The 24,141-nt window shown below is 68.0% G+C and carries 25 protein-coding genes; 6 read left to right on the top strand and 19 right to left on the bottom strand.

Annotation, left to right across the window (positions count from 1 at the left end; all coding sequences use genetic code 11):
• Window positions 1-13 precede the first annotated feature (13 nt).
• The 5 genes from ABZW96_RS30840 to ABZW96_RS30820 all read right to left on the bottom strand — a co-directional run bounded on the left by ABZW96_RS30840 (window position 14) and on the right by ABZW96_RS30820 (window position 4,670).
• The gene (locus tag ABZW96_RS30840) at window positions 14-457 is read right to left on the bottom strand and encodes a Fur family transcriptional regulator (RefSeq protein WP_355079392.1); all 444 of its coding nucleotides are present in this window, start codon (window positions 455-457) and stop codon (window positions 14-16) included.
• Window positions 458-691: 234 nt separating this feature from the next.
• Window positions 692-1,861, bottom strand: coding sequence for a zinc-dependent alcohol dehydrogenase (locus ABZW96_RS30835; protein ID WP_355079390.1), 1,170 nt, complete (start codon window positions 1,859-1,861; stop codon window positions 692-694).
• A 12-nt stretch (window positions 1,862-1,873) separates the two neighbouring features.
• Window positions 1,874-2,389 (bottom strand): SRPBCC family protein, encoded by a 516-nt coding sequence (locus tag ABZW96_RS30830; protein WP_355079388.1) that lies wholly within the window; start codon window positions 2,387-2,389, stop codon window positions 1,874-1,876.
• Between the two features lie 193 nt (window positions 2,390-2,582).
• Window positions 2,583-3,344, bottom strand: coding sequence for an enoyl-CoA hydratase (locus tag ABZW96_RS30825; RefSeq protein ID WP_355079386.1), 762 nt, complete (start codon window positions 3,342-3,344; stop codon window positions 2,583-2,585).
• A 135-nt stretch (window positions 3,345-3,479) separates the two neighbouring features.
• The gene (locus tag ABZW96_RS30820; RefSeq protein ID WP_355079384.1) at window positions 3,480-4,670 is read right to left on the bottom strand and encodes a glycoside hydrolase family 19 protein; all 1,191 of its coding nucleotides are present in this window, start codon (window positions 4,668-4,670) and stop codon (window positions 3,480-3,482) included.
• A gap of 193 nt (window positions 4,671-4,863) precedes the next feature.
• On the opposite strand from ABZW96_RS30820, the gene ABZW96_RS30815 reads away from it, so the two are divergent.
• Entirely contained in the window at window positions 4,864-6,396 is a 1,533-nt protein-coding gene (locus ABZW96_RS30815) for an FAD-dependent monooxygenase (protein ID WP_355079382.1), read from the top strand.
• Between the two features lie 74 nt (window positions 6,397-6,470).
• Here the strand turns inward: ABZW96_RS30815 and ABZW96_RS30810 are convergent, their stop codons facing one another.
• The 4 genes from ABZW96_RS30810 to ABZW96_RS30795 all read right to left on the bottom strand — a co-directional run bounded on the left by ABZW96_RS30810 (window position 6,471) and on the right by ABZW96_RS30795 (window position 9,603).
• Window positions 6,471-7,145, bottom strand: coding sequence for a hypothetical protein (locus ABZW96_RS30810; protein WP_355079380.1), 675 nt, complete (start codon window positions 7,143-7,145; stop codon window positions 6,471-6,473).
• Window positions 7,146-7,457: 312 nt separating this feature from the next.
• A complete protein-coding gene (locus ABZW96_RS30805; protein WP_355079378.1) occupies window positions 7,458-7,712 on the bottom strand; it encodes a hypothetical protein in 255 nt (84 codons plus the stop codon).
• A gap of 54 nt (window positions 7,713-7,766) precedes the next feature.
• A complete protein-coding gene (locus tag ABZW96_RS30800) occupies window positions 7,767-8,990 on the bottom strand; it encodes an oxygenase MpaB family protein (protein WP_355079376.1) in 1,224 nt (407 codons plus the stop codon).
• Window positions 8,941-9,603 (bottom strand): TetR/AcrR family transcriptional regulator, encoded by a 663-nt coding sequence (locus ABZW96_RS30795; protein ID WP_355079374.1) that lies wholly within the window; start codon window positions 9,601-9,603, stop codon window positions 8,941-8,943. The genes ABZW96_RS30800 and ABZW96_RS30795 overlap by 50 nt, the downstream gene beginning before the upstream one ends.
• A 172-nt stretch (window positions 9,604-9,775) precedes the next feature.
• On the opposite strand from ABZW96_RS30795, the gene ABZW96_RS30790 reads away from it, so the two are divergent.
• Window positions 9,776-10,363 (top strand): LppA family lipoprotein, encoded by a 588-nt coding sequence (locus ABZW96_RS30790; RefSeq protein ID WP_355079372.1) that lies wholly within the window; start codon window positions 9,776-9,778, stop codon window positions 10,361-10,363.
• A 9-nt stretch (window positions 10,364-10,372) separates the two neighbouring features.
• On the opposite strand, the gene ABZW96_RS30785 is transcribed toward ABZW96_RS30790, so the two are convergent.
• Entirely contained in the window at window positions 10,373-11,320 is a 948-nt protein-coding gene (locus ABZW96_RS30785; protein WP_355079370.1) for a helix-turn-helix domain-containing protein, read from the bottom strand.
• A gap of 71 nt (window positions 11,321-11,391) precedes the next feature.
• On the opposite strand from ABZW96_RS30785, the gene ABZW96_RS30780 reads away from it, so the two are divergent.
• The gene (locus tag ABZW96_RS30780) at window positions 11,392-11,727 is read left to right on the top strand and encodes a cupin domain-containing protein (RefSeq protein ID WP_355079368.1); all 336 of its coding nucleotides are present in this window, start codon (window positions 11,392-11,394) and stop codon (window positions 11,725-11,727) included.
• On the opposite strand, the gene helR is transcribed toward ABZW96_RS30780, so the two are convergent.
• From helR to ABZW96_RS30740, 8 genes are all read right to left on the bottom strand, one after another.
• On the bottom strand, window positions 11,712-13,922 hold the full coding sequence (helR, locus tag ABZW96_RS30775) for an RNA polymerase recycling motor ATPase HelR (RefSeq protein WP_355079366.1): 2,211 nt from the start codon (window positions 13,920-13,922) through the stop codon (window positions 11,712-11,714). The genes ABZW96_RS30780 and helR overlap by 16 nt on opposite strands.
• Window positions 13,923-14,074: 152 nt before the next feature.
• Window positions 14,075-14,521, bottom strand: coding sequence for a nitroreductase/quinone reductase family protein (locus tag ABZW96_RS30770; protein WP_355079365.1), 447 nt, complete (start codon window positions 14,519-14,521; stop codon window positions 14,075-14,077).
• A gap of 69 nt (window positions 14,522-14,590) precedes the next feature.
• Complete coding sequence (locus ABZW96_RS30765; RefSeq protein ID WP_355079363.1) at window positions 14,591-15,577, bottom strand: glycine betaine ABC transporter substrate-binding protein; 987 nt, start codon at window positions 15,575-15,577, stop codon at window positions 14,591-14,593.
• Window positions 15,574-16,311: an ABC transporter permease gene (locus tag ABZW96_RS30760; protein ID WP_355079361.1), complete on the bottom strand. Its 738-nt coding sequence runs from the start codon at window positions 16,309-16,311 to the stop codon at window positions 15,574-15,576. The genes ABZW96_RS30765 and ABZW96_RS30760 overlap by 4 nt, the downstream gene beginning before the upstream one ends.
• Window positions 16,308-17,591, bottom strand: a complete 1,284-nt coding sequence (locus ABZW96_RS30755) for an ATP-binding cassette domain-containing protein (RefSeq protein ID WP_355079359.1) — start codon at window positions 17,589-17,591, stop codon at window positions 16,308-16,310. Before ABZW96_RS30755 ends, ABZW96_RS30760 begins: the two co-directional genes overlap by 4 nt.
• Entirely contained in the window at window positions 17,588-18,232 is a 645-nt protein-coding gene (locus ABZW96_RS30750; protein ID WP_355079357.1) for an ABC transporter permease, read from the bottom strand. Before ABZW96_RS30750 ends, ABZW96_RS30755 begins: the two co-directional genes overlap by 4 nt.
• A gap of 698 nt (window positions 18,233-18,930) precedes the next feature.
• The gene (locus tag ABZW96_RS30745) at window positions 18,931-19,776 is read right to left on the bottom strand and encodes a helix-turn-helix domain-containing protein (protein WP_355079355.1); all 846 of its coding nucleotides are present in this window, start codon (window positions 19,774-19,776) and stop codon (window positions 18,931-18,933) included.
• 89 nt (window positions 19,777-19,865) lie between these two features.
• On the bottom strand, window positions 19,866-21,527 hold the full coding sequence (locus ABZW96_RS30740; protein ID WP_355079353.1) for an FAD-dependent monooxygenase: 1,662 nt from the start codon (window positions 21,525-21,527) through the stop codon (window positions 19,866-19,868).
• 109 nt (window positions 21,528-21,636) lie between these two features.
• On the opposite strand from ABZW96_RS30740, the gene ABZW96_RS30735 reads away from it, so the two are divergent.
• Window positions 21,637-22,122 carry a MarR family transcriptional regulator gene (locus ABZW96_RS30735; protein ID WP_355079351.1) on the top strand — a complete coding sequence of 162 codons (486 nt, stop codon included), beginning with the start codon at window positions 21,637-21,639 and terminating at the stop codon, window positions 22,120-22,122.
• 180 nt (window positions 22,123-22,302) lie between these two features.
• Here the strand turns inward: ABZW96_RS30735 and ABZW96_RS30730 are convergent, their stop codons facing one another.
• Complete coding sequence (locus tag ABZW96_RS30730) at window positions 22,303-22,722, bottom strand: YrdB family protein (RefSeq protein WP_355079349.1); 420 nt, start codon at window positions 22,720-22,722, stop codon at window positions 22,303-22,305.
• Window positions 22,723-22,780: 58 nt separating this feature from the next.
• On the opposite strand from ABZW96_RS30730, the gene ABZW96_RS30725 reads away from it, so the two are divergent.
• Window positions 22,781-23,626 (top strand): SAM-dependent methyltransferase, encoded by an 846-nt coding sequence (locus ABZW96_RS30725; protein WP_355079347.1) that lies wholly within the window; start codon window positions 22,781-22,783, stop codon window positions 23,624-23,626.
• Between the two features lie 300 nt (window positions 23,627-23,926).
• Entirely contained in the window at window positions 23,927-24,079 is a 153-nt protein-coding gene (locus ABZW96_RS30720; RefSeq protein WP_355079345.1) for a hypothetical protein, read from the top strand.
• Window positions 24,080-24,141: the final 62 nt, after the last annotated feature.

The following is a 24,141-nucleotide window of genomic DNA, read 5'->3' as shown; positions in this document are numbered from 1 at the left end:
ATGTGGGCTGCGATCACGAATGTGATCGGGAAGCCTGTGATTCCACACAATCGGGGCACAGGCCCCAGTAGATGACCTCGGCTTCATCGATCGAGAACCCGCTGTCATCGGACGCGGTCAGACACGGGGCCTCGCCGATGGCGCAGTCGACATCGGCGATCACCCCGCATCCTCGGCATACGACGTGATGGTGGTTGTCGCCGACCCGCGATTCGTAGCGGGCGACGGACCCGGACGGCTGGATACGCCGGACCAGGCCGGTGGCGGTGAGTGCGTTCAAGGAGTCGTAGACCGTTTGGTGGGACACCTCGGGCAGCGCGGATCGAACAGCGCGGATGATCGACTCCGTGTCGGCGTGCGGGTGGTCGTGGACCGCGCTGAGCACCGCGACCCGCGGGCGGGTCACACGTAGCGAAACGCCTCGCAGCATCTGCTGGAACTCCGAGGCCGTTGGCATGCTCGGAAGTCTCGTCCCTTTTCTGGAACGAGTCAAGAGTTTGTTCGGAAGTTGCGCGGTACGTGCCGCGCGGAGGCCGCCCCGGAGGGCTCGTCGGGCAGCGTACCCACTGCCGCGCAGAGCACGTGGGCGTTTGCGGCGATTCGATCGAGCCGACGAGGCGCGGATGATCCGGCTACCGGATCGGATGGGCAACCAGCGAGCTATCTCGGCGCTGCGGCCCCATGGGCCCGCTCAGGGCCGGAAAACGGAGCGGATGCAGCCTTCCTTTTTGTGCTTGAAGATGTCGTAGCCGTATACCGCGTCGTCGAGCGGCATGTCGTGGGTGATCAGGTAGGAGGGGTCGAGATCGCCCTGTTGGATGTAATCGAACATGCGGGGTACGAACCGCTGGCCGTATTGCTGTGCCGTGCGGATGGTGAGACCCTTGTTCGTCACGACGCCCATGGGGAATTTGTCGGTGAGACCGTATACGCCGAGCACCGAGACGATGCCGCCTTTCCGGCACGCGAGAATCGCTTCCCGCAGCGGTGTCGCCCGATCCGATTCCAGCCGGAGCAACTGTTTGGCCCGATCGTAGAGTTGCTGGAGTCCGGTGCCGTGTCCTTCCATCCCGACGGCCTCGATGCAGGCGTCGGGCCCGCGGCCACCGGTACTTTCGCGCAGGATCTCGTGGACGCTGTCGACGGCGGTGTAGTCGATGGTTTCCGCGCCGAACTGCTCTTCCGCCACGCGCAACCGCTCGGGAAGGCGGTCGATGACGAAGATCCGCTCGGCGTCGAGCAGGCGTGCCGTGTGCCCGGCCATCAATCCGACGCCGCCGCTGCCCCATACCGCGACGGTGTCGCCTGGGTGGATGTCGCAGAATTCGGCGCCCATCAGTCCCGTCGGCACGGCATCGGACAGGAACAATGCTTGTTCGTCGGTGATGCCGTCCGGTATCCGGAAACAGTTGGTGTCGCCGAAGGGAACACGGACATATTGCGCATGGGAACCCTGATAACCCCCGAAGGGATGGGTGTAACCGTAGATTCCGCCCGTTGGGTAGCCGAAAAGCGGTTGTTGCAGAGCGCTGTTCGGATTGGTGGTATCGCAAAGGGAATACAGTTCGTGGTCGCAATACCAGCACGATGCGCATCCGATGAAGGACGGGACCACGACACGGTCACCCACGGCGATCGAGGTGACTTCGGCTCCGGTTTCTACGACCTCGCCCATGAACTCGTGTCCGAAGACGTCGCCTTCCCGCATTCCCGGCAGATATCCGTCGATGAAGTGCAGATCGGACCCGCAGGTGGTGGTCAGGCGGACCTGGACGATGACATCGTGCGGATTGACCAGAACCGGATCGGGGACGGTTTCCACGGCGAGTTCGTTGACGCCGTTCCAGCAGAGCGCGTGCATGTCTCCTCCTGTTCACCGAGCGGAAGAGCGGGCGCTCGGATTGTGGGCCAGGGTGGGCATTTCGCCGGTCTGCAGCCGGGCTCGGGCTCGGTAGAGCGCGGTGAACATGCCCGCGCCGGTCAGCAGGTCGGGCAGCGGGGTCCGGGCTCGCATCGTCACTTCGGTCCCGAGATTCCGCGGTGCTTCCCGGAAGGTGAGTTCGATTTCGAGACCCTGGCCTGCGTCCTGGTCGGCGGAGCCGACGAACCGGAAGTGTCCGTCCTCCTCGCGCAGTGTGGTCTTCCAGGTCGTGTGTCCGTCGGCGCCCGCGTACAGCCTCCACTCGTAGGTCGACGGAGCCGGAGATCTGACCTCGGCGACGTCGCCCAGTACCTCGGACAGGCTCGTCGGGTCGCGCCAGAACTGCTCGACCTCGGCTCGTGGCCGGGCGATGGTCACGGTCTGACTGCCCGAGTAGCTGGTCGCCGACTCGATCACCCGTCCCACGAGATCGCTGAGCAGGTGTTTGGTGTCATCGATGTAGTGCATAGGGCCCTCCTCTCGCTCTCCGCGGTCGCAAGGCACCCGGCACACACGAAAGGCCCCTGCGATCCGGATACGAACCATCGGCCGCAGAGTCGTGCGCTTCCTATGCGGTCTCGGAGCGGCTACCCGCCGCCGGAAACGCCAAACCGTTTCCGTCCCGCTTCGACGACCTCCGCCCACACCGCGCCGCCGCCGTTCATCTCGATCCGCCGATCTCGGCCTGCTTCGCGGCCAGGCGCGCGGCGAATTCCGGGGAGTCGAGGGAGGCGACCTGCGGCACGATCTCGGCGTCGACGGCATCGGCGTGGGCGTCGAGATTCGCGGTGTGGCGCATGGTGCGTTTGGTGGTGATGAGCAGATCGCGCGGCGCTTCGGCCGCGCCGGCGGCGAAGTCGATCGCTCGGGCGAGCAGCGCGTCGTGATCGCCGTCGATCACCCGGTGCGCCAATCCTGCGCTCAGCGCCGCCTGGGCGTCGAGGATCTCCCCGAACAGCGTCATCGCGGCGGCCCGTTGCGGTCCGACGGCGCGTTGCAGCATCCAGGTCATCCCGCCGCCGGGATGAAGGCCCAGCCGCAGGAATCGCGCGTCGAACCGCGCGCGAGGACCGGCGACCCTGACATCCGCGGCCAGCGCCAGATTGAGTCCCGCGCCGACGGCGGCGCCGCCGACCACCGCGATGGTGGGCAGTGCGCAGCGCGCGACCGCGAGGAATCCGTCGTAGATCACCCGCAGCCCCTCCTCGCGTGCCGCACCGAGCGCGCTCAGATCGGCTCCGGCGCAGAATGCGGGCGGGGTTCCGGTGACGAGCACCGCGTGCACGCCGGTATCGCGCTCGGCCTCGGCCACCGCGGCGGCCAGTTGTTCGGACAGCGCCGGTGTCAACGCGTTCCGCCGATCCGGGTCGTGCACGGTGATGACCGCGACCTTGTCCCGCCGCTCACTCCTGATCTCCGCCATGACCGGATCGTAGGCGCCGGGGACGGTCAGAAGACGCTCGGGACCGCGCACAGACTCGTGGAGCGCTCTGACCGCCGAACGGAGATCCATCGCCGAGTTCACCGGGGCCGCGGATGCGTGGCGAACAATTCGGGTTCATTCCGCGTCGAGTACCTTGCGGGCACGGTCGTAGTTCTCCTTGCGCTCCGAAGCGCCATTTGAACCTCCGTTGATCGATCTGGTGATCGCGCCGACATCCGATTCGTCGGCCCGGTCGTTCAAATTCTTGGCGTCCCAGAACCACCCGGCGGTTGCGAAGGCGTACTTCGGATCCGCGGCCAGCTTGTGATCGCCGACGAGATCGACACCGAGGGCCTCGCCCGCCTCCTGGTAGTTGTTGCGACCGGTCAACTGCAACGCGCCACGGCCGTGGAAGCGGGCGCCGTCGCCGGGCTTGTTGTTGCCCAAGCTTCGGCCGACGCCGGAGCCGGGCCCGTAGAGGCGGTTGAAGTATTCGTCGTCACCGTATTCCTCGAGCGTTTTCAGGTCGTCGGTTTCCACCCCGATCTGGGCTAGGAACGCGGCTTCCCGCTTCGGCGTGTCGATCCCGAAGTCGCGCATCGCCTGGTCGAGGTAGGGCAGGTACTCCTGCAATTTCGCGCGGGATGTGCCGGGGAAGATCCGCTCCAGTTGTTCCAGCGTCAGCGGGCCCGTTGTCCCGGCCCGGTCGGCATTGTGCCCGGCGACCGCGGCGAATTTCGTCTCCACCCGCACGAGTGTCGCGACGATTTCGGTCAGGAGTGACTTCTCCTCGGTCGGCGACAATTTCTTCGAGCGCGCCGAGACCGCCACCGTGGCAGCTTGCAGCACCGGTGCGAGACGTGCCGCCTCGTCTCTGATCGTTCCGATCAACGCGATGTTGTCCTTCGCCACGTCGCCCACCTTGCCGGATATCCCCGTGGCTTGGGCTTTCAGATCGTCGGCGAGGCGGGCCAGCTTTCCGGACTTCTCGTTGTACTGCGTGGTGACGATGGACTCGTTGGCCACGTCGTACAAGTCGGCCTTATCGAGCAGGACGATCAGGTCCGGAATGTCCTCGGGGTGTCCGTTACCGAGTTGGTCGACCATGAGATCGAAAGCGTTTCGGGTGAATTCGATGACTTTCCGCAGCGTGGCGGAGGCTTGTGGTGGGGCGATCAGACTCTCGATCTGTTTGCGGGTATCGGCGACCGCCGAAGACGCCTGCGGGGTCGGATCCGCCCCGAGTACCTTGGCCGGTAGTGCGAGCAGACCGTATCGTGCCCGCCCCCAGGGATCCGCCTGCAACGGGTCGTAGGGGGAGCCCATGTCCACGATTCTCGCATGACCAGCGCAAACGTCCGCCATTCTCTCCCCAGCTGTGACAAGGCGGGTCTCACCCAGCGGGGAATATCCAGCGGGCGCTTCGAGTGTCTGTCGACTCCGGCGGTGACGACTCCGTGCAAGCGGCGTGCAAGCCGGTGCAAGTGCCGGGCAATGCTTTCGCCGCAGCGTGTTTCGTATGAACGAGACACGTGAAGTGGTGGTGGTCGGCGCCGGGCCGGTCGGGCTCATGCTGGCTTGTGAGCTGCGGCTTGCGGGGGTGGATGTGCTGATGGTGGAGCGCCTCGCCGAGCCGGACCGCACGATCAAAGCGGGGGCGATCAATGTGCCCACCGCTCAGGCCATGTACCGGCGCGGGCTGCTGCCGCAGCTGCGCGCCGAGCAGGACGCCGCATTCGCCCGGTTCGCGCAGTTCCGTCGCGATGGCGGCATGCCGCCGATCGACCGGGGGCGGCGGCCTGCGGTGGGTCACTTCGCGGGCATCATGCTGAATTCGGACGCCGTCGGCTTCGACGATCCGGAATTCGCCGAGGTCGGTCCGGCCGCCGAGGTCTTCCTGGTGGCCCAGCAGTCCGTCGAGGCGATCCTGGGTGGCCGCGCTGCCGAACTCGGCGTGGAGGTCCGGCGCGGGGTGGAGGTCATCGGGGTGTCCGACGACGGCGCGGGTGTCACCGTCGATTACGGTGACCGCAGGGTGCGCACCGGCTGGCTGGTCGGCTGTGACGGCGGGCGCAGCACGGTCCGCAAGCTCGCCGGGTTCGAGTTCCCCGGCCTCGACCCGGAGATCACCGGCCATCAGGCGATCGTGGACATGACCGGAGCCGAGAACCTTCGAATGAGCTGGAATGCCACCGAGACCGGTATCTACGCCTATGGACCGATGCCCGGCCGCGTGCTCACCGTCGAACTGGACGGCCCGCCCGCCGACCGGGAGACCCCGGTGACGGCGGCCGAATTGCAGCAGAGCATCCGTGCCGTGAGCGGAGTCCCGGTGGTCGTCACCGCCGTGCATTCGGCCACCCGTTTCACCGACAACACCCGCCAGGTCCCCGATTACCGCAAGGGTCGGGTGCTGCTCGCCGGTGACGCCGCGCATGTGCACTCACCTTTCGGAGGTCAGGGCCTGAACCTCGGTATCGGCGACGCGGTGAATCTCGGCTGGAAACTGGCCGCCGAAGTGCGCGGATGGGCGCCCGGCGGTCTGCTCGACACCTACACCGCCGAACGCCATCCCATCGGCGCGTGGGTGCTGGATTGGACGCGCGCGCAGGTCGCTTTGATGCGCACCGATATCCGCAGCCGTGCCCTGCGCGCCGTCGCCGCCGAACTGCTCGCCTCGCGCGACGGCGCGACCGGCGTGTTCAAGAACATCTCCGGTGTTCGGCATCGCTACGACATCGGCGGGGGGCACTCGCTCGTCGGATCGGTCGCTCCCGACATCGAATTGGCCGACGGCACCCGCCTCGGTGAGTATTTCACCGGCGCGGAGGGCATTCTGCTCGACCTCGTCGATTCCGGCGACTTGCGATCCCGCGCCGCGGGATGGTCCGGGCGGCTGCGGGTCGTCACCGCGAAAGCCGCTCAGCCGCGCGAGCTTTCGGCGATTCCGGTCCGTCCCGACGGCTGTGTGGCGTGGGCTGCCGACGGCGGCGACCTGGACGGCCTCGAGGAATCGCTGGCCCGTTGGTTCGGTGCTCGCGCCCACACCTGATATTCGCGCGGACCGCGCCGCACCCGGTGACGCCGTGGGTGACATCGCCGGGTCGGGTTCGGCGGGCGCTGCGGTCAGCTCAGCAGTCGCTGTTCCAGTTGCGCGAGGACGGCTCGGTTGCGTTGCGCGTCCAGAGCAAGGGCTGCCGCCCAGACGTGCGCCGAGATGACTCCGGTCTGGACTCGGTCGATCCAGTCGTGAATGGTGCTGCGCCGATCGAGGGTGTCGCTGTCGAAGGTGATCGGTTCGAGCTCCGGCAGATGCACGTAGCGCAGCTGGGTGATCTCCCTTCCGCGGGCGTCGAAGATGCTGGCGGCCCACACTTCCTCGGTGGTGGAGGATTCTTCCGGCCCGTCCGGCGATGAGGTGATCGGGTCGGGCTGGTTGTCGATCCCATGCACGACGGCGTCCGCGGCGGCCTGGTGGGCCAGCCCGAATCCCCACAGGCGGCCGTTCATACCCGCCATCATCCGCCCGGCGATGTCCAGGATGGGAGAGCCCGCAACAGTGGGGGTGTCGTTGGGCGAGAATTCCGCGAAGCCCGCTGCGCTCGCGCTGTCGTCCTCGCCGGTGCCGGTGAAACCCCAGATGTGGACGAGGCCGGTGTCGGTGGTGGGCGCACCGCTGCGGCGCGTGATCATGGCGGGCAGCAGGATGTCGATGACGGATCGGGCCGGATACCGAATCGCCGGTACGGTGTCCGGACGACGTGAGTTGTTGTTGTGCTTGGGGTTCCGGCGGCCGCACATAGAACTTCTCCGTCGAAGTGTGGTTTCGGACAAGGCGTCGATCCGGTGGTGCTCAGCGTTGTCAGTGTAGATAGATCGACCGGTGACGTTGTCGACAACAGCGCATACTCGTCCGCGTCGCATGTCCGAACCCACGGCCTCTGCTACCGTGCTCGGTTCACCGTCTCGCCGACTGCTGCGGGTTGTTCGTCCAGGTCGGCGCTGCGGCGGCCCTGCTCCCCGCCGTGTGTGCTCGGACCCGCGCGGGCGGCGTCGGCATCAGGACGTGTTGACAAGCGTGAACCCAGCGGCGGCGGCCTTTCCCGGGCGTTGTCAGCCGCAAAGCCGTTCGTCGGGCCTCGAGCGGGTGATCGAGAGGTCCCGTCGGGCTATCCCAGGGGCGTGGTCGTGGATCGGGCGAATCGCGTCGACTTCGAGGAACCGCACTTCTCGTACTTCGTCGAGCAATCCGGCCAGCCGCCGCAGCACCTGTTCCACCATCAGCCCGGGATGCGGTCCGGTGCCGAACCGCAAGGTCGCCAGCACGTTCCGCAGCTGCGGGCCGAAGGCATCGCCGGTGACCTTCATGTCGGCGACCGGTTGTCCGGCAGCGCCTGCGGGGTCGCGCTGCCGGATCGGCGGTCAGGCGGTGCGATCCAGCCGCGGCGCGGAATGCCCTATCGTGGCGCTGGTTTCGCCGATGAGGCGCCGCAGGAAGGCTTCCTGCTGCTCGCGTCCGTGGATGGCGGCGCGGTCGAGGCCGCCCGGAGTCAGGTGGGTGTAGGCGGTGCGCACGAGGTTGACGGGGATGCGCAGCGCGGGGTACCAGGGCGGGACATAGGCGGGCAAGCCGAGGATACGCATCGCCTTGGGTCCGAGGAAGGCGCTGCTGACGGACAGGTGCTGGGCGCGGGCGAGCCGGCCGCGCAGCGCGGGCAGGTTGGGATAGGACCAGTTCAGTGGATCATCGGCCATAGGTAGGGCGAGCTGGCGGCTGGTCTCGTCGGGATTGGTGATGGCGGTCAGGCAGTGGTCGAGGATGGCGATGCCGTCGCGGAAGCTGGTGGGCAGCCATTGCTCTTCGACGCCGATCAGCCAGCCGACGTAGCGGGTGAGGTGGGCGGCGGCGGCCAGCTCACGGGGGGAGAGGATGACGCCGAGCGCCATGCCGCCGACGACGGGTGCGAGCAGGGCGCCGACGAGGGTGGCGGCCATGTCGGTCTGGTTGATCGGCAGGCCCCATTCCTCGGTGCGCCAGTCGGGCATGGCGGCGACGTGCCTGCGGACCAGCGAGTGGATGAGGCGCACGTGCAGGGTGGAGCGGTAGCCGACACCGTAACGGTCCATGCCGTTCTCGGTGGACACGTCCATCGCCCATTGCAGGGTCTCGGCGAACCGGCGGACGGGGCCTTTCTCCAGGGCGCCGGTGCGCAGCAGGGTCTTGTTGAAGCCGGAGGCCAGATAGCCGCCGATGAAGGAGACGTCACGGGCGAAATACAGCCCGTCGTTGCCGCCGGAACGGAACACACGCTCGCCGTCGCGCAACAACTTCGGGTCGACCCAGGCGGGGGTGTCCTCGACGGCGGTGAAGAACTCGCGCAGCGGCGCGGGCGCGCCGGGGATGCTGTCGATGCCCGACCGGAGTGCCTGCTCGAACAACGGCCGCGTGACGGCCACGCCTTCGGTGTACATCCACTCGACGAGGCTGTCCATCGGCTCGTCGCCGACGAGCAACGAGGCGCCGAGCAACTGCCAGCGCTGCGGGGAAGGTTTCCCGATGCGCAGCAGCGCGGCGAACGGGCCCAGGCCGGGCGCCTTACGAGGCCGATCGGGATGCCGGGCCGGGATTGTCGCGGACGTCGTCATGGGTGGGCTCCTCGTCAGGGCGGGTGATGCCGTGTTTCATCAAAGGCACGATGGTGGTGCGGACAAAGGCGCGGGCGCGGTCGTCGTCGGTGAAGTCGACGCTGCCGCCGCCGGGGGTGAGCATCAGCGAGTGGGCCAGGCGGGCGACGAGTTCGGCCACCGGGCGCGGGTCGTACTCGTCGACGAGGCCCGCGGACTGGGCATGAGTGAGCATGCCGACGATGTACTCGATGCCGATGGACACCAGGCGTTCGCCCTGCACGGTGGAGAAGCGCAACGCTTCGTCCGGGGCGACCCGCAGCAGCTGGGTGACCAGGCGGTGGATGCGGGTCTGCAAGAGGACGTACAGCATGGTGTCCTCGATCTGGGCGTCCACGCCGGTGGCGGTGGCGGCGATCGCGGTCACCTCCGCGAGCATGCGCCGGGTCTCGCGGGCCAGTACCGCTTGGATCAGGTTGTCCTTGCCCGCGAACCGGCGGTGGATGGTGATCCGGCTGAGCTCGGCCATGCGGGCGATGTCCTCCAGGCTGGCCCGGCGGATCCCGACCTGCAGGATGCGTTCGAGCGCGGCGTCCATGATCCGTTCGTCGACGTCGTCGGAACCCTCGCTCATGATACAAACATACAAAGACTGTGTCATTGAGTCAATGATTCGACGAGTGCGGCCGCGACACCGGTCGCGTTCGTCGCCGCGCCATGTTGTCGCTGCCGTATCACCCGCCACGAATAGAATTGCGCGGGAGGCGGACTCGCGATCCGTGCGGCCGCGGGAAACGTGGGAGACGATGACCGGACCGCGATGGCCGACCGTAGCGCTGCGCTGGTCCGCCGTGCTCGCGGTCGCGGCTTGGACGGGCGGATGCGCGACCTTGCTCGGTGAGCCCGCCCCGCCGCCTTCGGGCGAGGAGATCGCCGCCGCCGCAGCGGAATTGGCCGGACTACCGGCTTCGGAGGTGGCCGAGCAGCGGATGGCGTCGGTCGTCGAGGAGATCGCGAACGCCGCCTCGGCGATCGAACCGGCGCTGCGGTGGATCCGAAGCGAGGGCCGCGCCGTGGGACCTTGCTATGGGCCCTATGCGCACACCGGCGGCAGGCGTGTCGTCCTGCCGCGCTATCGCGCCGACGGTTCCCTGCCCGCAGGAGCCTGGCCCGGGTTCCAGGAAACGGCCCGAGCGCTGGCCGCGTCCGTGGGTGCGACGGACATGCTGCCGAGCGCGGCATCGTCGCCGGACCGGTACGTCACGTTCGAAGGCTCGGATGGGGCCGAGTGGGACAGCAACACCGAGCTGTCGGTGTTCACCGATGCCCGGTCGATGACGATCACCGCGACCGTGGGTTGCCGACTACCCGCGGATGAGCGGTCGCCTCGGTGACTTTCCCTGTCACATCCGTATTCCCGAGCCACGGAACGCTCGCCGGTAGGCGCCCGGGGTCGTGCCCACCTGGGCGCGGAAGCGGCGGCGCAGGTTGACCGCGGAGGTCAGGCCGACCCGTGCCGCGATCGCCTCCACCGGCAGGTTCGTCTCCTCCAGGAGGGTGCGCGCCTCGGCCACCCGGCGCGACAGCAGCCATGCCCCCGGGCTCGTGCCGAGCTGATCGGCGAAACGCCGGGCCAGCGTGCGCGGCGAGACGCTGAGGTACGCGGCCAGATCGCCTACCGACAGCGCTGTCCCGAGCCGCGCGCCTGCCCACTCGAGCAGGCCGTCGAGCGCGTCCGTGGGTGGTGCGGGCGGGGCGTACTGTGCTTGGCCGCCCTCGCGGTGCGGCGACATCACCATGTGCCGCGAGACGAGGGTGGCATGCGCGGCCCCGTGGTCCTTCCGGACGAGGTGCAGGCACAGGTCGATGCCCGCGCCCGCTCCGGCGCTCGTGGCGACATCGCCGTGGTCCACATAGAGCACGTCCGGTTCCACCCGAACTTCCGGGAACTCCCGCGCCAACTGTGCGGCGCGCGCCCAGTGCGTCGTCGCCGAGCGTCCGTTCAGCAAGCCCGTGCGGGCGAGCGCGAACACTCCGGAGCAGATCGTCACGAGCCGCGCCCCACGGGCGTGCGCCCGCAGCAGCGCGTGGCGCACGGGGGCCGAGAGTGGCGCCTCCACCGGCGCCCAGCCCGGGATGAGCACGGTGTCCGCGGAAGCGAGCGCCGAAAGGCCCTGCGACACCTCCAGCGTGTACCCGGCCGATGTCGGTACCGGTCCTGGCGTCTCCGCGCATACCTCGAACTCGTAGTAGTGCGGCACCCCGGCCCGCTGTGTGCCGAATACCTCCGCGGCGCAGCCCAGCTCGAATGTCGACTGCACCGGCCGCACCAGGGCCACCACGCGATGCATGGCAAGAATGTACCCGGTGGTGTCCGACTGGACACTTTCTCGGCCTGCTTCCACGCGGCACCGTGAAAGCCATGCATTCCGAAATCCTCGCCCAGGAGGGCTACACCGCTGTGTCCGTCGCGGAATCTCCGGCTCGGGAGCTGTTTCCCGGAATCCGGGTACGGCACCTCTGGACCGGGCCGTCCGGTGCGAGCGCCAACGTGCTGGAGATGGACGCGGGTACGTCGTGGCCGCGCCGCGACGTCCACGAGCCCGGCCCCGAGGAGGTCTACGTGGTCGCGGGCACCTTCAACGACGGCGCGCGCGACTACCCGGCCGGGACGTTCCTGCACGCCCCGGCCGGATCGTGGCACGTGCCAGGGACTGCTACCGGCTGCACGCTGTTCGTCTTCTACCCGGAAGGCTGATCGCGCCGACGGTCTCCGGCCCCGACGGGCGTCGAGGTTTCGGCGAGGCCGGTCAGCGCCTGCGGCAGTGGCCCCTGGTGCAGCACGCCGAGACGTTGGGTGGCGCGGGTGAGGGCGACGTAGAGTTCGGCCGCGCCGCGCGGGCCGTCGGCCAGAATTCGTTCCGGCTCCACGACCAGGACGGCGTCGTATTCCAAACCCTTGGTCTCCGCCGCCGCCACCGCGCCCGGCACGTCCGGTGGCCCGATCACGACGCTTGTGCCTTCGCGGGAGGCTTCGTCGCGGACGAATTCGTCTATGGCGGAACCTATTTCGTCGGCGGCGACCTGCCTGGACCACGGCCGTACGCCGCATGCGCGAACCGACTCCGGTGGCTGGACGCCGGGTGCGAACGTGGCGAGCAGCTCGGCGGCGACGGTCATGATCTCCGCCGGGGTGCGGTAGTTCACCGTCAGCGATCGGTAGACCCACCGGCCCGGTACGTACCGATCCAGCATCGCGCCCCACGAGGTCGCTCCGGCGGCCGCCCGGCGTTGGGCGAGATCGCCGACGATCGTGAAAGACCGCCCGGGGCAGCGCCGCATCAGCACCCGCCAATCCATTTCGGACAGTTCCTGGGCTTCGTCCACCACGACGTGCCGGTAGGTCCAGTCCCGGTCCGCCGCCGCGCGTTCGGCGAGTTCCCGGCTGTCGCGCTCGAGGAAGCGATCCGCCAAATCCTCCGCGTAGAGCAGGTCCTGGGCGAACAAGTGGTCCTCGTCGTCCATCATGTCCTCGCGGCTGACCAGAATGTCCAGCACACCCGCCGCGTACTCGGCCTGGGCCTGCTGTTCCCGCTCGGCGTCGTCGTCCCGCTTCACACGGCCGAGTAGATCGACCAATTCATCGAGCAGCGGCACGTCCGACACCGTCCAGGCATCGCCTCTGCGGCGCAAGAGGGCCGGGTCGGCGCCCGCCGCTGCCAGCCGTTCCGGGGATTCGTACAGCTCCGCCAACAGCGTCTCCGGTGCCAGGATCGGCCAGAGTTCGTCGAGCGCGGCGGTGAACCGGTCGTTGTCCGCGAGTTCCGCGCGCAGGTCCGACCGCAGGTTCTCCCATGCTTCGCGGTCGTCGCGGGTCAGCCAGCCCCGGCCGATGCGGGCGATCGCCCGCTCGGTGAGCACCCAGGTGACGATCTCGGTGAACACGGCGCGAGCTTCGTTGTGCGGTAGCCCGCTCGCCCGCGCCTCCTCCCGGCCCCACTCCGCGGTTTCGGCGTCGATTCGCACGGTGACGTCGGACAACTCGATCGACAGCGGATGCTCCGGCACCCGCTGCCGATCGGCTACGGCCGCCGCGAGCACGTCCAGGATCCGCAGCGACCCTTTGTGCCGGGCGGCGTCCGGGTCGTCCTCCGCGGTGACGTGCAGGCCGGGCACCAGGTCGCCGGTGGTCGTGAACACGACGTTCGTCTCGCCCAGCGACGGCAGAACGCGGCCGATGTGGTTCAGGAACGCCGGATTGGGGCCGACCACGAGCACGCCGTGGCGTTCCATCCGCTCCCGCTGGGTGTAGAGCAGATACGCGACGCGGTGCAGCGCCACGACGGTCTTGCCGGTGCCGGGGCCACCCTCGATCACCAGCACGCCCGGGTGGTCGAGCCGGATGATCTCGTCCTGTTCGGCCTGGATCGTCGCCACGATGTCGCGCATCCCCTCACCGCGCGGCGCGTCGACCGCCGCGAGCAGCGCCGCGTCGCCGCGCTCGGCGCCGCCGGGGCGGCCGAGGACCTCGTCGGTGAAATCGACCACTCGGCGCCCGCGGGTGTGGAACTGCCTGCGCCTGCGCATGTTCTCCGGGCTGGCGGCGGTGGCGACGTAGAACGCGCGCGCCGCGGGGGCCCGCCAGTCGAGCAACAGCGGTTCGTACTCGTTCTGCGCGTCGAACAGGCCGATCCGGCCGATGTAGGAACGTTCGCCCGACAAGGCGTCCAATCGCCCGAAACACAGCCCGTTGTCCGCTACGTCCAGCCGCTTCACCTCCCTGGCCAGCGTGCGCACCTCGACATCCCGTTCCATCGGCGTTCCGCCGTTCCCGCGCAGAGCCGCGGTGTATCCGCGCCTCGCTCGCGCGCGCTCGGCGTCGAGCCGCGTGTAGAGCCCGGCCACGTAGCTCCGCTCGGACCGCAATTCGTCCTCGTACCCCTGAGTTGACACAGGCCCCTCCGTTTCGTGGCTCGACGATCCCGCGCGGACGCCGCTGCTCGCCTGATCACATCGAGCAGTAACGCCGCAGCCAGCGATTCTGCGGCACCACCCGGGTCTTGCCGCAAGCCCCCGGGTGCGCTATAGGTTGTAGGTGGAGGGGGTCAGACGCGGGTGAGTTCGAACAGCGGAATGACGCGTTCGGTCTTCGCCTGGTACTCCGCGAGAACGGGTGCCAGCTCGACGACTCGCTCGAAATACCGGTCGCGTTCGTCGCGCGGCAACTCACGAGCGATCACGGCGTAGGCATCGGTGCCGACCTCGACTCGGGCACGCGCGTCGGCACGCAGGTTGTGCACCCACGCCGGATCCTTGGGCGAGCCGAGGTAGGAGCCGACGACCAGCATCCGCCCGTCGACGGTCACATACGCCAGCGGTGACAGCCGGGGCGCGCCCGACTTCGCGCCCGTCGTGTGGAGCAGCAGTAGTCTGCCGCCCGGTAAGCCGCCGACCTCGCCGCCGTTGGCGCGGAACTCTTTCACGATGCCGCGGTTGAAGCCGTCCAGCGCGTCGGTGTCGGAAGCCAGTCTGTCCTTGTCGAACTCGGTCATGTGCATGGCAACTGTCCGAAGGGCGAGGTCCATTCCGGGCATGTCGCGGCGGCCGAAATCGTGCCGGCCCTACTCGACCAGCCTCGCGCTCTTCAGCCAGTCGTAGGCGACGTCGGCGGGGTCTTCGCCGTCGATGTCGACCCGGCCGTTGAGATCCTGCATCAGCTCGTCGGTGAGGTGCTCGGAGATGGTTGCGAGCAGCGCGCGCAATTGCGGGTACCGATCGATGATCGCGCCGCGCACGACTGCGGTGCCGCTGTAGGGCAGGAAGAACTTCCGGTCGTCATCGAGGACCACCAGGTTCAGGTTCTTGACCCGGCCGTCGGTGGTGTAGATCATGCCGAAATTGCACGGGGCGCTCTTGGCCGTGGCTGTGTAGACGACACCGGCGTCCATCCGCGTGACGTTGCCGGAGGGGACACCGTTCGGATCGTTGTAGGGGATACCGTATTTCTGCAGCATCGGAATGAAACCGTCGGAGCGGCTGAAGAATTCGTCGTCGACGCAGAACGTACGGTCGGGCACGGGGAGCGCGGCCACGTCGGACAGCGACTTCACGCGCAGGCGTTCGGCGGTCGGGGTCGACGCGCCGAAGGCGTACGTGTCGTTGAAGTTCGCCGGCGGCAGCCACTCCAGATCGTGGTCGCGCTTCTCGATGTCGTGCACGCGCTGCCAGAGTTCGGTCGGGTCGGAGATCGTCTCGGTCCGGTTGTGGTAGTTGACCCAGCCGGTGCCGGTGTACTCCCAGAGCACATCGGCGTCGCCGCCCAGCTGAGCTTGCCGGGACGAGGCCGAGCCCGGCGCCCCGGTCAGGTCGGTGACCTTCGCGCCCGCCGCGGCCAGGTAGGTCGCGGTGATCTTGCCCAGCAGCACGCCCTCGGTGAAGCTCTTGGAGGTGACGACCAGCTCGGCGCCGTCCAGCGGCCGGTCACCGCCGGGCAGGCGCGCGTCGTGGAAGGTTCCCGAGGAGCTCACCAGACCGCACCCGGCGAGCGCCGCCGCCGATACGACGAGTGCGCAGAGCAGGGCGACCAGCCGGGCTCGTGGCGACCTCATGAGATACCTCGTGGGGTCGCGGCCAGTTCCACCAGTCGGCCGAGCCAGTCGATGATCAACGCCAGGAGTCCGACCAGAATCGCGCCGGAGACCAGCAGTTTGGGCAGGAAGAGGGTGACGCCGGTGGTGATCAGCGTGCCGAGGCTGGTCGCGCCGATGAACGTGCTCAACGTCGCGGTGCCCACGAGGATCACCAACGCCGTGCGCACCCCGTTCAGAATCACCGGGACCGCGAGCGGCAGTTCGACCTGCAACAGCGTGCGCGCGGCGGAATAGCCGATGCCGCGGGACGCCTCGATGGTGCGCTGATCGACTTGCCGGAGCCCGACGATCGTGTTCTGCAGGATGGGCAGCACCGCGTACACGACGAGACCGACGATCGCCGTGCGGAATCCCGTGCCCAGCCAGAAGGTGAACAGCACGAGCAGCCCGACCGCGGGCGCGGCCTGGCCGATATTGGCGATATTGACCGCGATGGGCTCGAGCCGCCGCAGCGCCGGGCGGGTCAGCGCGATGCCGAGCGGAATCGCGACGACCACCACGATCACCGTGGCCACTACGGTCAGCTCGATGTGCTGGACGATCGTGGTCTGCAGGTTGTCCCAGCCGAGGGACGCCTGCTCGGTCGCGGTGAATGTCGTCGACCGGTACCAGAGGACATATCCGACAGCGATGACGAGGATGACGATCGGTTCGAACCACACGTCGATCGGCAGGCGGCGCAGACGGCTCATGACGGCTCGTCCGATCCGGGTTCCTCGTCGGCGGCGACCACCGGCGTGGGCGCCGGATCGGTTCCGTCGACGTAGGTGACGTAGGAGAGGTCCTCCGCGTCGGCGCGGCCTTCGGCGAGTTTGGTTCGGATCACGTCGGTGACCGTGTCGATGCTGAGCGAGCCGAGGACCGCGCCGCGGCCGTCGGTGACCAGGGCGGCGCCTTGGCTGGTGGCGAGCATGGCGTCGAGCGCGTCGTTGAGCGTCGAGGATCGTGCGACCACGGGCAACCGCCGATCCAGGTAGTCGGAGACCTCCGGTTTGGTCGCCAGTTCGGTGAGCGAAGGCCACGACCGGGGCCGCCCGGCCTCGTCGACGACGACGACCCAGGTCTGTCCGGCGGCCTCGGCGCGGTCGATCACGCCCTGCGCCGACTCGCCGATCCGCGCGGTGATCACGTCGTCGTAGGCGACGTCGCGCACCCGCGACACGGTCAGATAGGCCAGCTTCGCGCCGGACCCGACGAACTCCTCCACGAACGGTGTGGCCGGATCGGTGAGGATCTCCTCCGGGCTCGCGTACTGCTCGACCTGGCCGCCTTCGGACAGGATGAGCACCTTGTCGCCGAGCTTGGTGGCCTCTTCGAAGTCGTGGGTGACGATCACGATGGTCTTGCCGAGTTCCTGCTGGATCGCGATCAAGCTGTCCTGCAGGCGAACCCGGGTGATCGGATCGACCGCGCCGAACGGCTCGTCCATGAGCAGCACCGGCGGATCGGCGGCGAGCGCACGCGCTACGCCGACCCGCTGCTGCTGTCCGCCGGACATGTCCTTCGGCAGCCGGTCGGCGAAGGTGGCGGGATCCAGACCGACCAGATCGAGCAGGTACTCGGTGCGTTCGGCGATCCGCTTCTTGTCCCACCCGAGCACCCGGGGGATGGCGCCGACGTTCTTGGCGACGGTCCAGTGCGGGAACAGGCCACCGGACTGGATGACGTATCCGATCGATTGCCGGAGCTTGTCGGGGTCCTCCCTGGTGACATCGCGGCCGCCGATGAAGATGCGGCCCTCGGTCGGCTCGATCAAGCGGTTGATCATCTTCAAAGTGGTCGTCTTGCCGCACCCGGACGGGCCGACGAACGCGACGATGTCTCCCGCCTCGATCTCGAGGTCGAGGCGCCGCACCGCAGGCTTGTCCTGGCCTTTGTAGCGCTTGACGACCGAGTCCAGTGTGATGGACGCGCCGGTCACCGCGCGTTGCGTCGGCGCGGGAGCGGGCCCGGTGGTCACATCGTCGGTCATGACAGTCCCTTTGCGATCGTGAGGCGTCCGAGCAGGACGAGGAGTGCGTCGAACACCAGCGCGATGATGACGATGAGGATGGTTCCGGTGAGCGCCATCTCCAGGGAGTTCGCGCCGCCGAGGCGGGAGAGTCCGTTGAAGATCAGCGATCCGAGGCCAGGTCCGAGGACGTAGGCCACGATGGCGGCGACCCCGACGATCATCTGGGTGGACACCCTGATACCGGTGAGAATCACCGGCCAGGCGATCGGCAATTCGACGGTCAGCAGAATGCGCCGGCGCGAGAAGCCGATCCCACGGGCGGATTCGACGACCGAGGCCGGCACCGACCGCAACCCCACGATCGCGTTGCCGACCACCGGCAACGCCGCGAAGAACGCCAGCATCACGAACGACGGGACCACCCCCAGCCCGAACGGGACCAGCAGGATCGCCAGCAGTGCCAGCGAAGGAATCGTCAGCGCGACGCGGCTGGTGGTCAGCGAGAGCGCGGACAGCAGCGGCAGCCGATAGACCGCCACCGCGATGAGGACGGCGACCACGGTTCCGACCAGCACGGTTTGGAACGCCAGGGAGGCGTGTTGATAGGTCAGGAACGCCAGGACTTCGCCCCGCCCCCGGATATAGCTCCATAAATTCACGGGATTCCCATCGTCAGCCGAAGACCGGTCGGTACCTGTCCGTGTACAGCCGCGCGAGCCGGCGAAAAGTCGTGGACACTGCGGGTTCGATTTCCGGCGGCGCGCGGAAAGCGAATCGCCGCACGGCCGAATTCGCGCTCCTTTTCGACCGTAACCGATTCTTTGCCGGACAGGAGTTCTGTGGGCACGAGTCCTCTGGTCACGAGAACGGGTTATGCCGCCTGTGCGACGAGGCCGACCGTCGAGTGGAGCCCGGCATTGCCCGCCATCACGGTGCTCGGCGCGCCGACGTGACCGCCTGACCCGACCACCTGCGGAGCGGATGCGATGCCGGCTGTGTGATCGGCGGACATACCAGGGCCTTTCGCTCGAACCGGATGATCGGGTCAGAGGAAACCACGCCCACCCCGGTGCGGCCAGCATTACAGTCAGCCGGATCGAAATGGGCGACGCGATCGTTCCCGTCGGGAGTCGAATGCGCGGAATCGGCCCCCGCCTGCCCCAATACACTGCAACGAAGCCGAGATCGGCGTTCTCAGCGCACGCAACGGAGTCGCCGAGTACGCGCTCGACCCCGATGCCGCGGCCCGGCTGTGGCAGGTGTCGAGCGAGATGCTGGTCGCTTGACGGGGCGCGTCTTCAGCTCTCGGAGCCCTGCCCCTGGTGCGTGGCGACAGGGTAGCGAGAGCTGAAGCCGTTCACCGGAAGAATGTTCCCCACACTCGGTAGCGGTGTTTCGAGATGGCGGTGAGCGGCTCCGCCGTCAGCGCACCCGGCGTGATGTCCGCGAAGCTCGACACGTCCCGGCAGAGGTGGGACTGGTCGGTGTAGCCGCAGGTCGCCGCGACGTCGGCGGCAGGAAGGCCCGTCAGCAGGCCTTCGACCGCGTGCCGGAACCGGACCAGCATCGCGGCCCGCTTCGGGGTCAGTCCGATCTGGGCTTCGAACCTGGACCACAGCCGTTTGCGGCTCCATCCGCAGGATCCGGCGAGTTCGCCGACCGAGACCTGCCCTCGGCTCGCGACGATGCGTCGCCAACTGGCGACGACTTCCGGGTCCGGGGTCCGGGTCGGGTCGGCACACTGCCGCAGAAACGAATTCGTCAGCGCGAAACGCTCCTCCCATGTCGCGGCACCGGCGAGCCGCTCACGCAGCAACAGCGCGCGGCGACCCCACAGATCTTCCAAGCCGACGACCGTGCGGCCCAGATCGACCGGATCGATTGTCGACCACGAATAGAACTGCAACGGCGATAAGCGCGCCTCGATGCATTCGGCCCGCTCGGTGCGCACCCGCATCGTCCCGTGCGGAAACCCGGAGACGAAGCCGCTGAGTGCCTGACGGCCCGCCGTGCTGTCGACGATCAGTTCGTTCTCCCCGAACTCGATCAGCACCGTGACCGCCGGTAGCGCGGTGACCCGGAGGTCCAACCCGTCGGCCCCATGAGCGCGGTACCCGATCATCGCCGTGCCGCCCACCGGCGCGTCACCGGCCGGACGGCGAAAATCCCACCCGGTGTCATGCTCGAGCCCGATCGGTCCCACCCGCTCAGGCTAACCGCCTCGACCCGCGACGGGAGCGGGCCGCTCCCGCCGCGACGACGATTCCGGCGCCGCTCAGGTTGATCGTCGGATCAACGCCGGTTGGGCGGCCTATGAAACGTGCCGAATGCGGGCTGGTTTGCACTGTCATCCTCCCCATACGCCGATCGCGTCGAGTCCTCGTTCTCCACGCCCGGCCGCACGTCCTCTCCGATGTCGGCCGAGCGGGGCCGCCCGCCCGCGATCGTGGGTTCGTCGCGGAACACGGCTGCGATGTAGCCGTCGGGACGAATGAGTACCGCGGTGTCGCCGGTGATGTCGTAGTTGCGGTGGACACTGCCGTCTCCATCGATCAGCGTGTCCGCTCCGGTAGCGGCTGTGTCGGTGGTGATCCGGATCGTTCGCGTTGCTGCGGTGCCGCGGGCGTCGGCCTGGCCGGGAGCGTTGCCCTGGTCGAAGGTGAGCAGGGTCCAATGGGGACCGCGCAGCAGATCGAACACCCGGACTTCGCGACCGGACGAGGCCTCGATACCGACGGCGTCGGGAGCGCGGTCACCGGCGCGAACGCGGCCGGTCCTCGGGCCGGGGCCGGTGAGCGGACTGTCGGGGTAGGCGACGGTGAGCCCGGTGGTGAAATTGTCGGTGAGCCTGCGGACGGCCGACGCTCCGTCGCCGTTGCCCGCGGAGCGCATGAGTGCGTGCATACGGTCGGTGCTGTCGTCGAGGACGGCCCGCGCGACCGCGCGGCGTTCGAGTTCATAAGTGTCCAACAGGCTTTCATCGGCCCCGTCGAGAACGGCGGCGAGTTTCCAGCCGAGGTTGTAGGCGTCCTGGATGCCGGTGTTCATGCCCTGCCCACCGGCGGGGGAGTGGATATGCGCGGCATCCCCGGCGAGGAAGACCCGCCCGACCCGGTAACGGTCGGCCAGGCAGACATTGATCCGGTAGAGCGACAACCAACCGGCATCCTCGATGCGGACCTCTCCCAGTCCGGAATGCTCGGCGAACAGGCGCCGGAACAGGTCGAGCGTCGGCGCGGCAGGATCGGGGTCATCGGCGGGAATGGACGCCTGGAATTGCCAGACATCGGTGCTGGGCAGCGGGAACAGCGAGAGGATCCCGTGCTCGGGGCTCATCCACACGTGCTGGCAGCGATTGTCCAAGCCCTCGATCCGCACATCGCCGAGCCACCAGCGGTGGTCGCCATAGGACACCCCGGCGAGGGTGGCGCCGATCCGCTCCCGGACCACGCTGCGCCCACCGTCGCAACCGACGACGTAGAGGGCGCGCATTCGCCGATCACCGGTGGTCGTGGACACGGTCACCTCCACGGCGTCAGCTGTCTGCGCGACGGCCGTCACCTCGGCTCCCCACTCGACCCGGCCGCCGAGTTCGGCGAGCCGATCGCGCAAGATCTGCTCGAACAGCGGCTGTGACAACCACACCGGCGGGTACGGCACCCCTGGATCGCGTACGCCCAGCGCGGCCTCCACGGCCTCGGAGATCACGCGGTCACGGTCGTAGTGCCGGGTCGGCACATGCACCCGCCCCAGCTCCAACACTCGATCGATCACGCCGAGGTCGTCGGCGACCTCCAAGGCCCGGGGCTGGATCGTCTTGGCGCGCGACGCTGTGCTGGGTCCGGCGGCGCGGTCGACGATGCGGTAACCGACGCCTCGGCGGGCCAGGTCGATCGCGAGGGCCAGACCGGTCGGGCCCGCGCCGACGATCAGGATGTCCGTTGATGTCTGCATTTTCATCTACCTACCTTAGGTATCTATTTTTCGACCGCACGTCGTCGCTGTCGAGGGGTGGGATGCCGAGTACTATATACCTAACTTAGGTATCTGAACAAGGTGGGAAATGAGCGGCGACAACGACGCGCTGAAGGGGCTGCTGCCGCGCATGACGCAGCTGAGCAACACGCTGGGTCGTGGGCAGTTGTTCGAAACAGCCACGGCGGCAGCCGGAATCACCCTGGAGCGGCCCGCGGTCACAATACTCGTGATCCTGGAATCCGCCGGGCGACCGTTGCGGGTAGGGGAGATAGCGGCCCGGATGCAGGTGGCCGGGCCGCACGTCACGCGCCAGCTCAACGGTCTCGAACGGCGCCACTTGGTGCAGCGTGTCCCGGACCCGGACGACCAACGCGCCCGATTGATTACCCTCACTCCGGCCGGGGAGAAGCTGATCGGCCGTTATCTGCGAGTCATCGACGGATGGTTCGACCAGGCCCTGTCGGGATGGTCGGCGTCCGATCAGCGCGACCTCGTTCGCCTGCTCGGTCGCCTGGTCGACGACCTGTCGACGCACCTGGACACCGTCGTCGAGGACCCTCTCATCGAATAGTGTTGCGGTGCGGCATTACTCACCAGCGGCGGCCGGGATCGGTGAACCATCGTGGACGGCGCGCCCGACTGCGGGCCGCGCGACCGGGAGCGCGGAATGGGACGGGAATTCGAATCGCCGTTCTCCGCGGGGAACTGGTCTTCGGCGGGCTTCTCGGCGTGGAGCTGCGTCGGTGCCGCGTCACCCCTGGTTCCATGCCAGGCGCAGCACGCCGTTGACGAGGTAGCAGACGAACAGGATCGCGGCCGGGGTGAGTGACGCGGCGCCGTACAGCGCCAATGCGCCGGTGCCGAACCAGGCCAATTCGAACAGCATTCGAGCGAAACCGTGCAAAGGGTATGTGGCATTGGTTCCGCCGCCTGCGGCGAACAGTCCCCACAGCACCGCGAGCAGCAGGGGTGCGCCGATGCCCGCCACGACCTTGATCGGCCACTGCGCATTCACGGTGAAACCCCAATATCCGGCGCTCCCCAGCACGCTCAACTCCAACAAGAACATCAGGCCGAGATTGGCCGCTTTGACCGCGCCGAGCACAACTACCTCCAGTGATAACCGCTCTTTCTTGAGAGCAATGCTCTCATCTAGGTGGTGGTGCGTCAAGCGGCGACGGTCACCGTCTGGTGTGTGGGTGATCCGGTCCGATCGGTAGGGTGGCGGCATGCAGGTCGGGGAACCGAGTAGAACCGCCATGGCCGTAGCGCGAGCGAGGGCCCACCATCAAATCGCCGACGAGCCGCGGGTGTTCACGGATCCGCTGGCTGTGCGGATCGTCGGCGAAGCAGCCATAGGCGCCAGCGAATTCGAGCGAGGGATCGACCAGGATCTGGCTCGTCGACGGCGCTTGTTCATCGCGGCGCGCAGCCGCTTCGCCGATGACGTGGTGGCGGCCGCGGTGGCCCGGGGGACGAACCAAGTAGTCGTCCTCGGTGCGGGGCTGGACACCAGCGCCTACCGCAATACCCACGAGAACGTGCGATTCTTCGAGGTCGATCATCCCGACACCCAGCAATGGAAGCGGCGCAGGCTTGCCGAGGCCGAAATCGCCGTCCCGCCATCGCTGACGTTCGCCCCGATCGACTTCGAGGAGTCCACGCTCGCCGCCGGATTGGCCGCGGCCGGTCTGGACCGCAGCAGCGACGCGTTGTTCGTCTGGCTGGGTGTTGTCATGTACCTGACCAGGGCATCGATCGATGACACACTGCGCTACATCGCCGGTCACGGCGCCGCCGCGGAGGTGGTCTTCGACTATCTGTACCCGCCCTCCTCGGCGCCGCATGACGTCGCGGCCGACGACAGGCAGGCACGCGCGGATCGCGTCGCCGCGGTCGGTGAGCCGTGGCTCAGCTTCTTCACCGCGGAGGAGATCCGCGATGCGTTGCTGTCCTTCGGCTTCACACGGATCGAAGACCGTACTGCGACAGAGTTGTTGAGCGCGTATGGCGTCGGAGCCGCGGCTCGGCCGGCGAATTCGGTGCCGCACCTGGTGCACGCCGGCACGGTGTGAACCCGGGCGTCCTCGCCTCCTCGGCATAGGTGACTCCGAGCCGAGACCGACCGATGCGCCAGGCGCTGGACCTGGTCCAACCGGTGTCGCCCTTCAGGTGACACATGTCACGCGTCCGTACCTGTCACGCGGGCGCCGTCACCGGCGTCTTGTGGTCGCTCGGTTGGTCGTGACGGTCGAGATCGTCGCCGTGGCCGTGACCGAAGCCTTTCGGGCACGGGCGATAGGCGTCACTCGGCTGTGCACGGCCCTCCGAACCGATTGTCAGTGCGTGTCGTGCTCGGGAAGGAACAGTTTGCCATGCGTATCACAGTGTTCGGAGCCAATGGTCCCACCGGCCGTCTGCTCACCGGCCAGGCGCTCGATGCCGGGCACGAGGTCAGCGTCATCACCACCGTGGACAATCCGACCCTGCTGAAGTGGATTCGTGGCGAAGCGTTCGCCGCGAACTGAACGATGTCTCCAGCGGAGGCGCAGTTGTCGTCGTCACCGGTAGCGATTGTCCAGCGAATCCC

This window comes from Nocardia sp. NPDC004168 (genome assembly GCF_040610355.1).
In the GTDB taxonomy this organism is placed as follows: domain Bacteria; phylum Actinomycetota; class Actinomycetes; order Mycobacteriales; family Mycobacteriaceae; genus Nocardia; species Nocardia sichangensis.
Note: the sequence above shows the minus strand (reverse complement) of the source record. Positions and strands in the feature narration are given on the sequence as shown.

Excerpts from the sequence above, each read along its gene's own strand:
- ABZW96_RS30790 (WP_355079372.1), top strand. The coding sequence starts at position 9,776 with ATGACCGGACCGCGATGGCCGACCGTAGCGCTGCGCTGGTCCGCCGTG.
- ABZW96_RS30755 (WP_355079359.1), bottom strand. The coding sequence starts at position 17,591 with ATGACCGACGATGTGACCACCGGGCCCGCTCCCGCGCCGACGCAACGC.
- ABZW96_RS30760 (WP_355079361.1), bottom strand. The coding sequence starts at position 16,311 with ATGAGCCGTCTGCGCCGCCTGCCGATCGACGTGTGGTTCGAACCGATC.
- ABZW96_RS30805 (WP_355079378.1), bottom strand. The coding sequence starts at position 7,712 with ATGAAGGTCACCGGCGATGCCTTCGGCCCGCAGCTGCGGAACGTGCTG.
- ABZW96_RS30800 (WP_355079376.1), bottom strand. The coding sequence starts at position 8,990 with ATGACGACGTCCGCGACAATCCCGGCCCGGCATCCCGATCGGCCTCGT.
- ABZW96_RS30785 (WP_355079370.1), bottom strand. The coding sequence starts at position 11,320 with ATGCATCGCGTGGTGGCCCTGGTGCGGCCGGTGCAGTCGACATTCGAG.
- ABZW96_RS30835 (WP_355079390.1), bottom strand. The coding sequence starts at position 1,861 with ATGCACGCGCTCTGCTGGAACGGCGTCAACGAACTCGCCGTGGAAACC.
- ABZW96_RS30820 (WP_355079384.1), bottom strand. The coding sequence starts at position 4,670 with ATGGGCTCCCCCTACGACCCGTTGCAGGCGGATCCCTGGGGGCGGGCA.
- ABZW96_RS30830 (WP_355079388.1), bottom strand. The coding sequence starts at position 2,389 with ATGCACTACATCGATGACACCAAACACCTGCTCAGCGATCTCGTGGGA.
- ABZW96_RS30740 (WP_355079353.1), bottom strand. The coding sequence starts at position 21,527 with ATGCAGACATCAACGGACATCCTGATCGTCGGCGCGGGCCCGACCGGT.
- ABZW96_RS30840 (WP_355079392.1), bottom strand. The coding sequence starts at position 457 with ATGCCAACGGCCTCGGAGTTCCAGCAGATGCTGCGAGGCGTTTCGCTA.
- ABZW96_RS30825 (WP_355079386.1), bottom strand. The coding sequence starts at position 3,344 with ATGGCGGAGATCAGGAGTGAGCGGCGGGACAAGGTCGCGGTCATCACC.
- ABZW96_RS30725 (WP_355079347.1), top strand. The coding sequence starts at position 22,781 with ATGCAGGTCGGGGAACCGAGTAGAACCGCCATGGCCGTAGCGCGAGCG.
- ABZW96_RS30765 (WP_355079363.1), bottom strand. The coding sequence starts at position 15,577 with ATGAGGTCGCCACGAGCCCGGCTGGTCGCCCTGCTCTGCGCACTCGTC.
- ABZW96_RS30815 (WP_355079382.1), top strand. The coding sequence starts at position 4,864 with ATGAACGAGACACGTGAAGTGGTGGTGGTCGGCGCCGGGCCGGTCGGG.
- ABZW96_RS30720 (WP_355079345.1), top strand. The coding sequence starts at position 23,927 with ATGCGTATCACAGTGTTCGGAGCCAATGGTCCCACCGGCCGTCTGCTC.
- ABZW96_RS30735 (WP_355079351.1), top strand. The coding sequence starts at position 21,637 with ATGAGCGGCGACAACGACGCGCTGAAGGGGCTGCTGCCGCGCATGACG.
- ABZW96_RS30795 (WP_355079374.1), bottom strand. The coding sequence starts at position 9,603 with ATGAGCGAGGGTTCCGACGACGTCGACGAACGGATCATGGACGCCGCG.
- ABZW96_RS30780 (WP_355079368.1), top strand. The coding sequence starts at position 11,392 with ATGCATTCCGAAATCCTCGCCCAGGAGGGCTACACCGCTGTGTCCGTC.
- ABZW96_RS30810 (WP_355079380.1), bottom strand. The coding sequence starts at position 7,145 with ATGTGCGGCCGCCGGAACCCCAAGCACAACAACAACTCACGTCGTCCG.
- ABZW96_RS30770 (WP_355079365.1), bottom strand. The coding sequence starts at position 14,521 with ATGACCGAGTTCGACAAGGACAGACTGGCTTCCGACACCGACGCGCTG.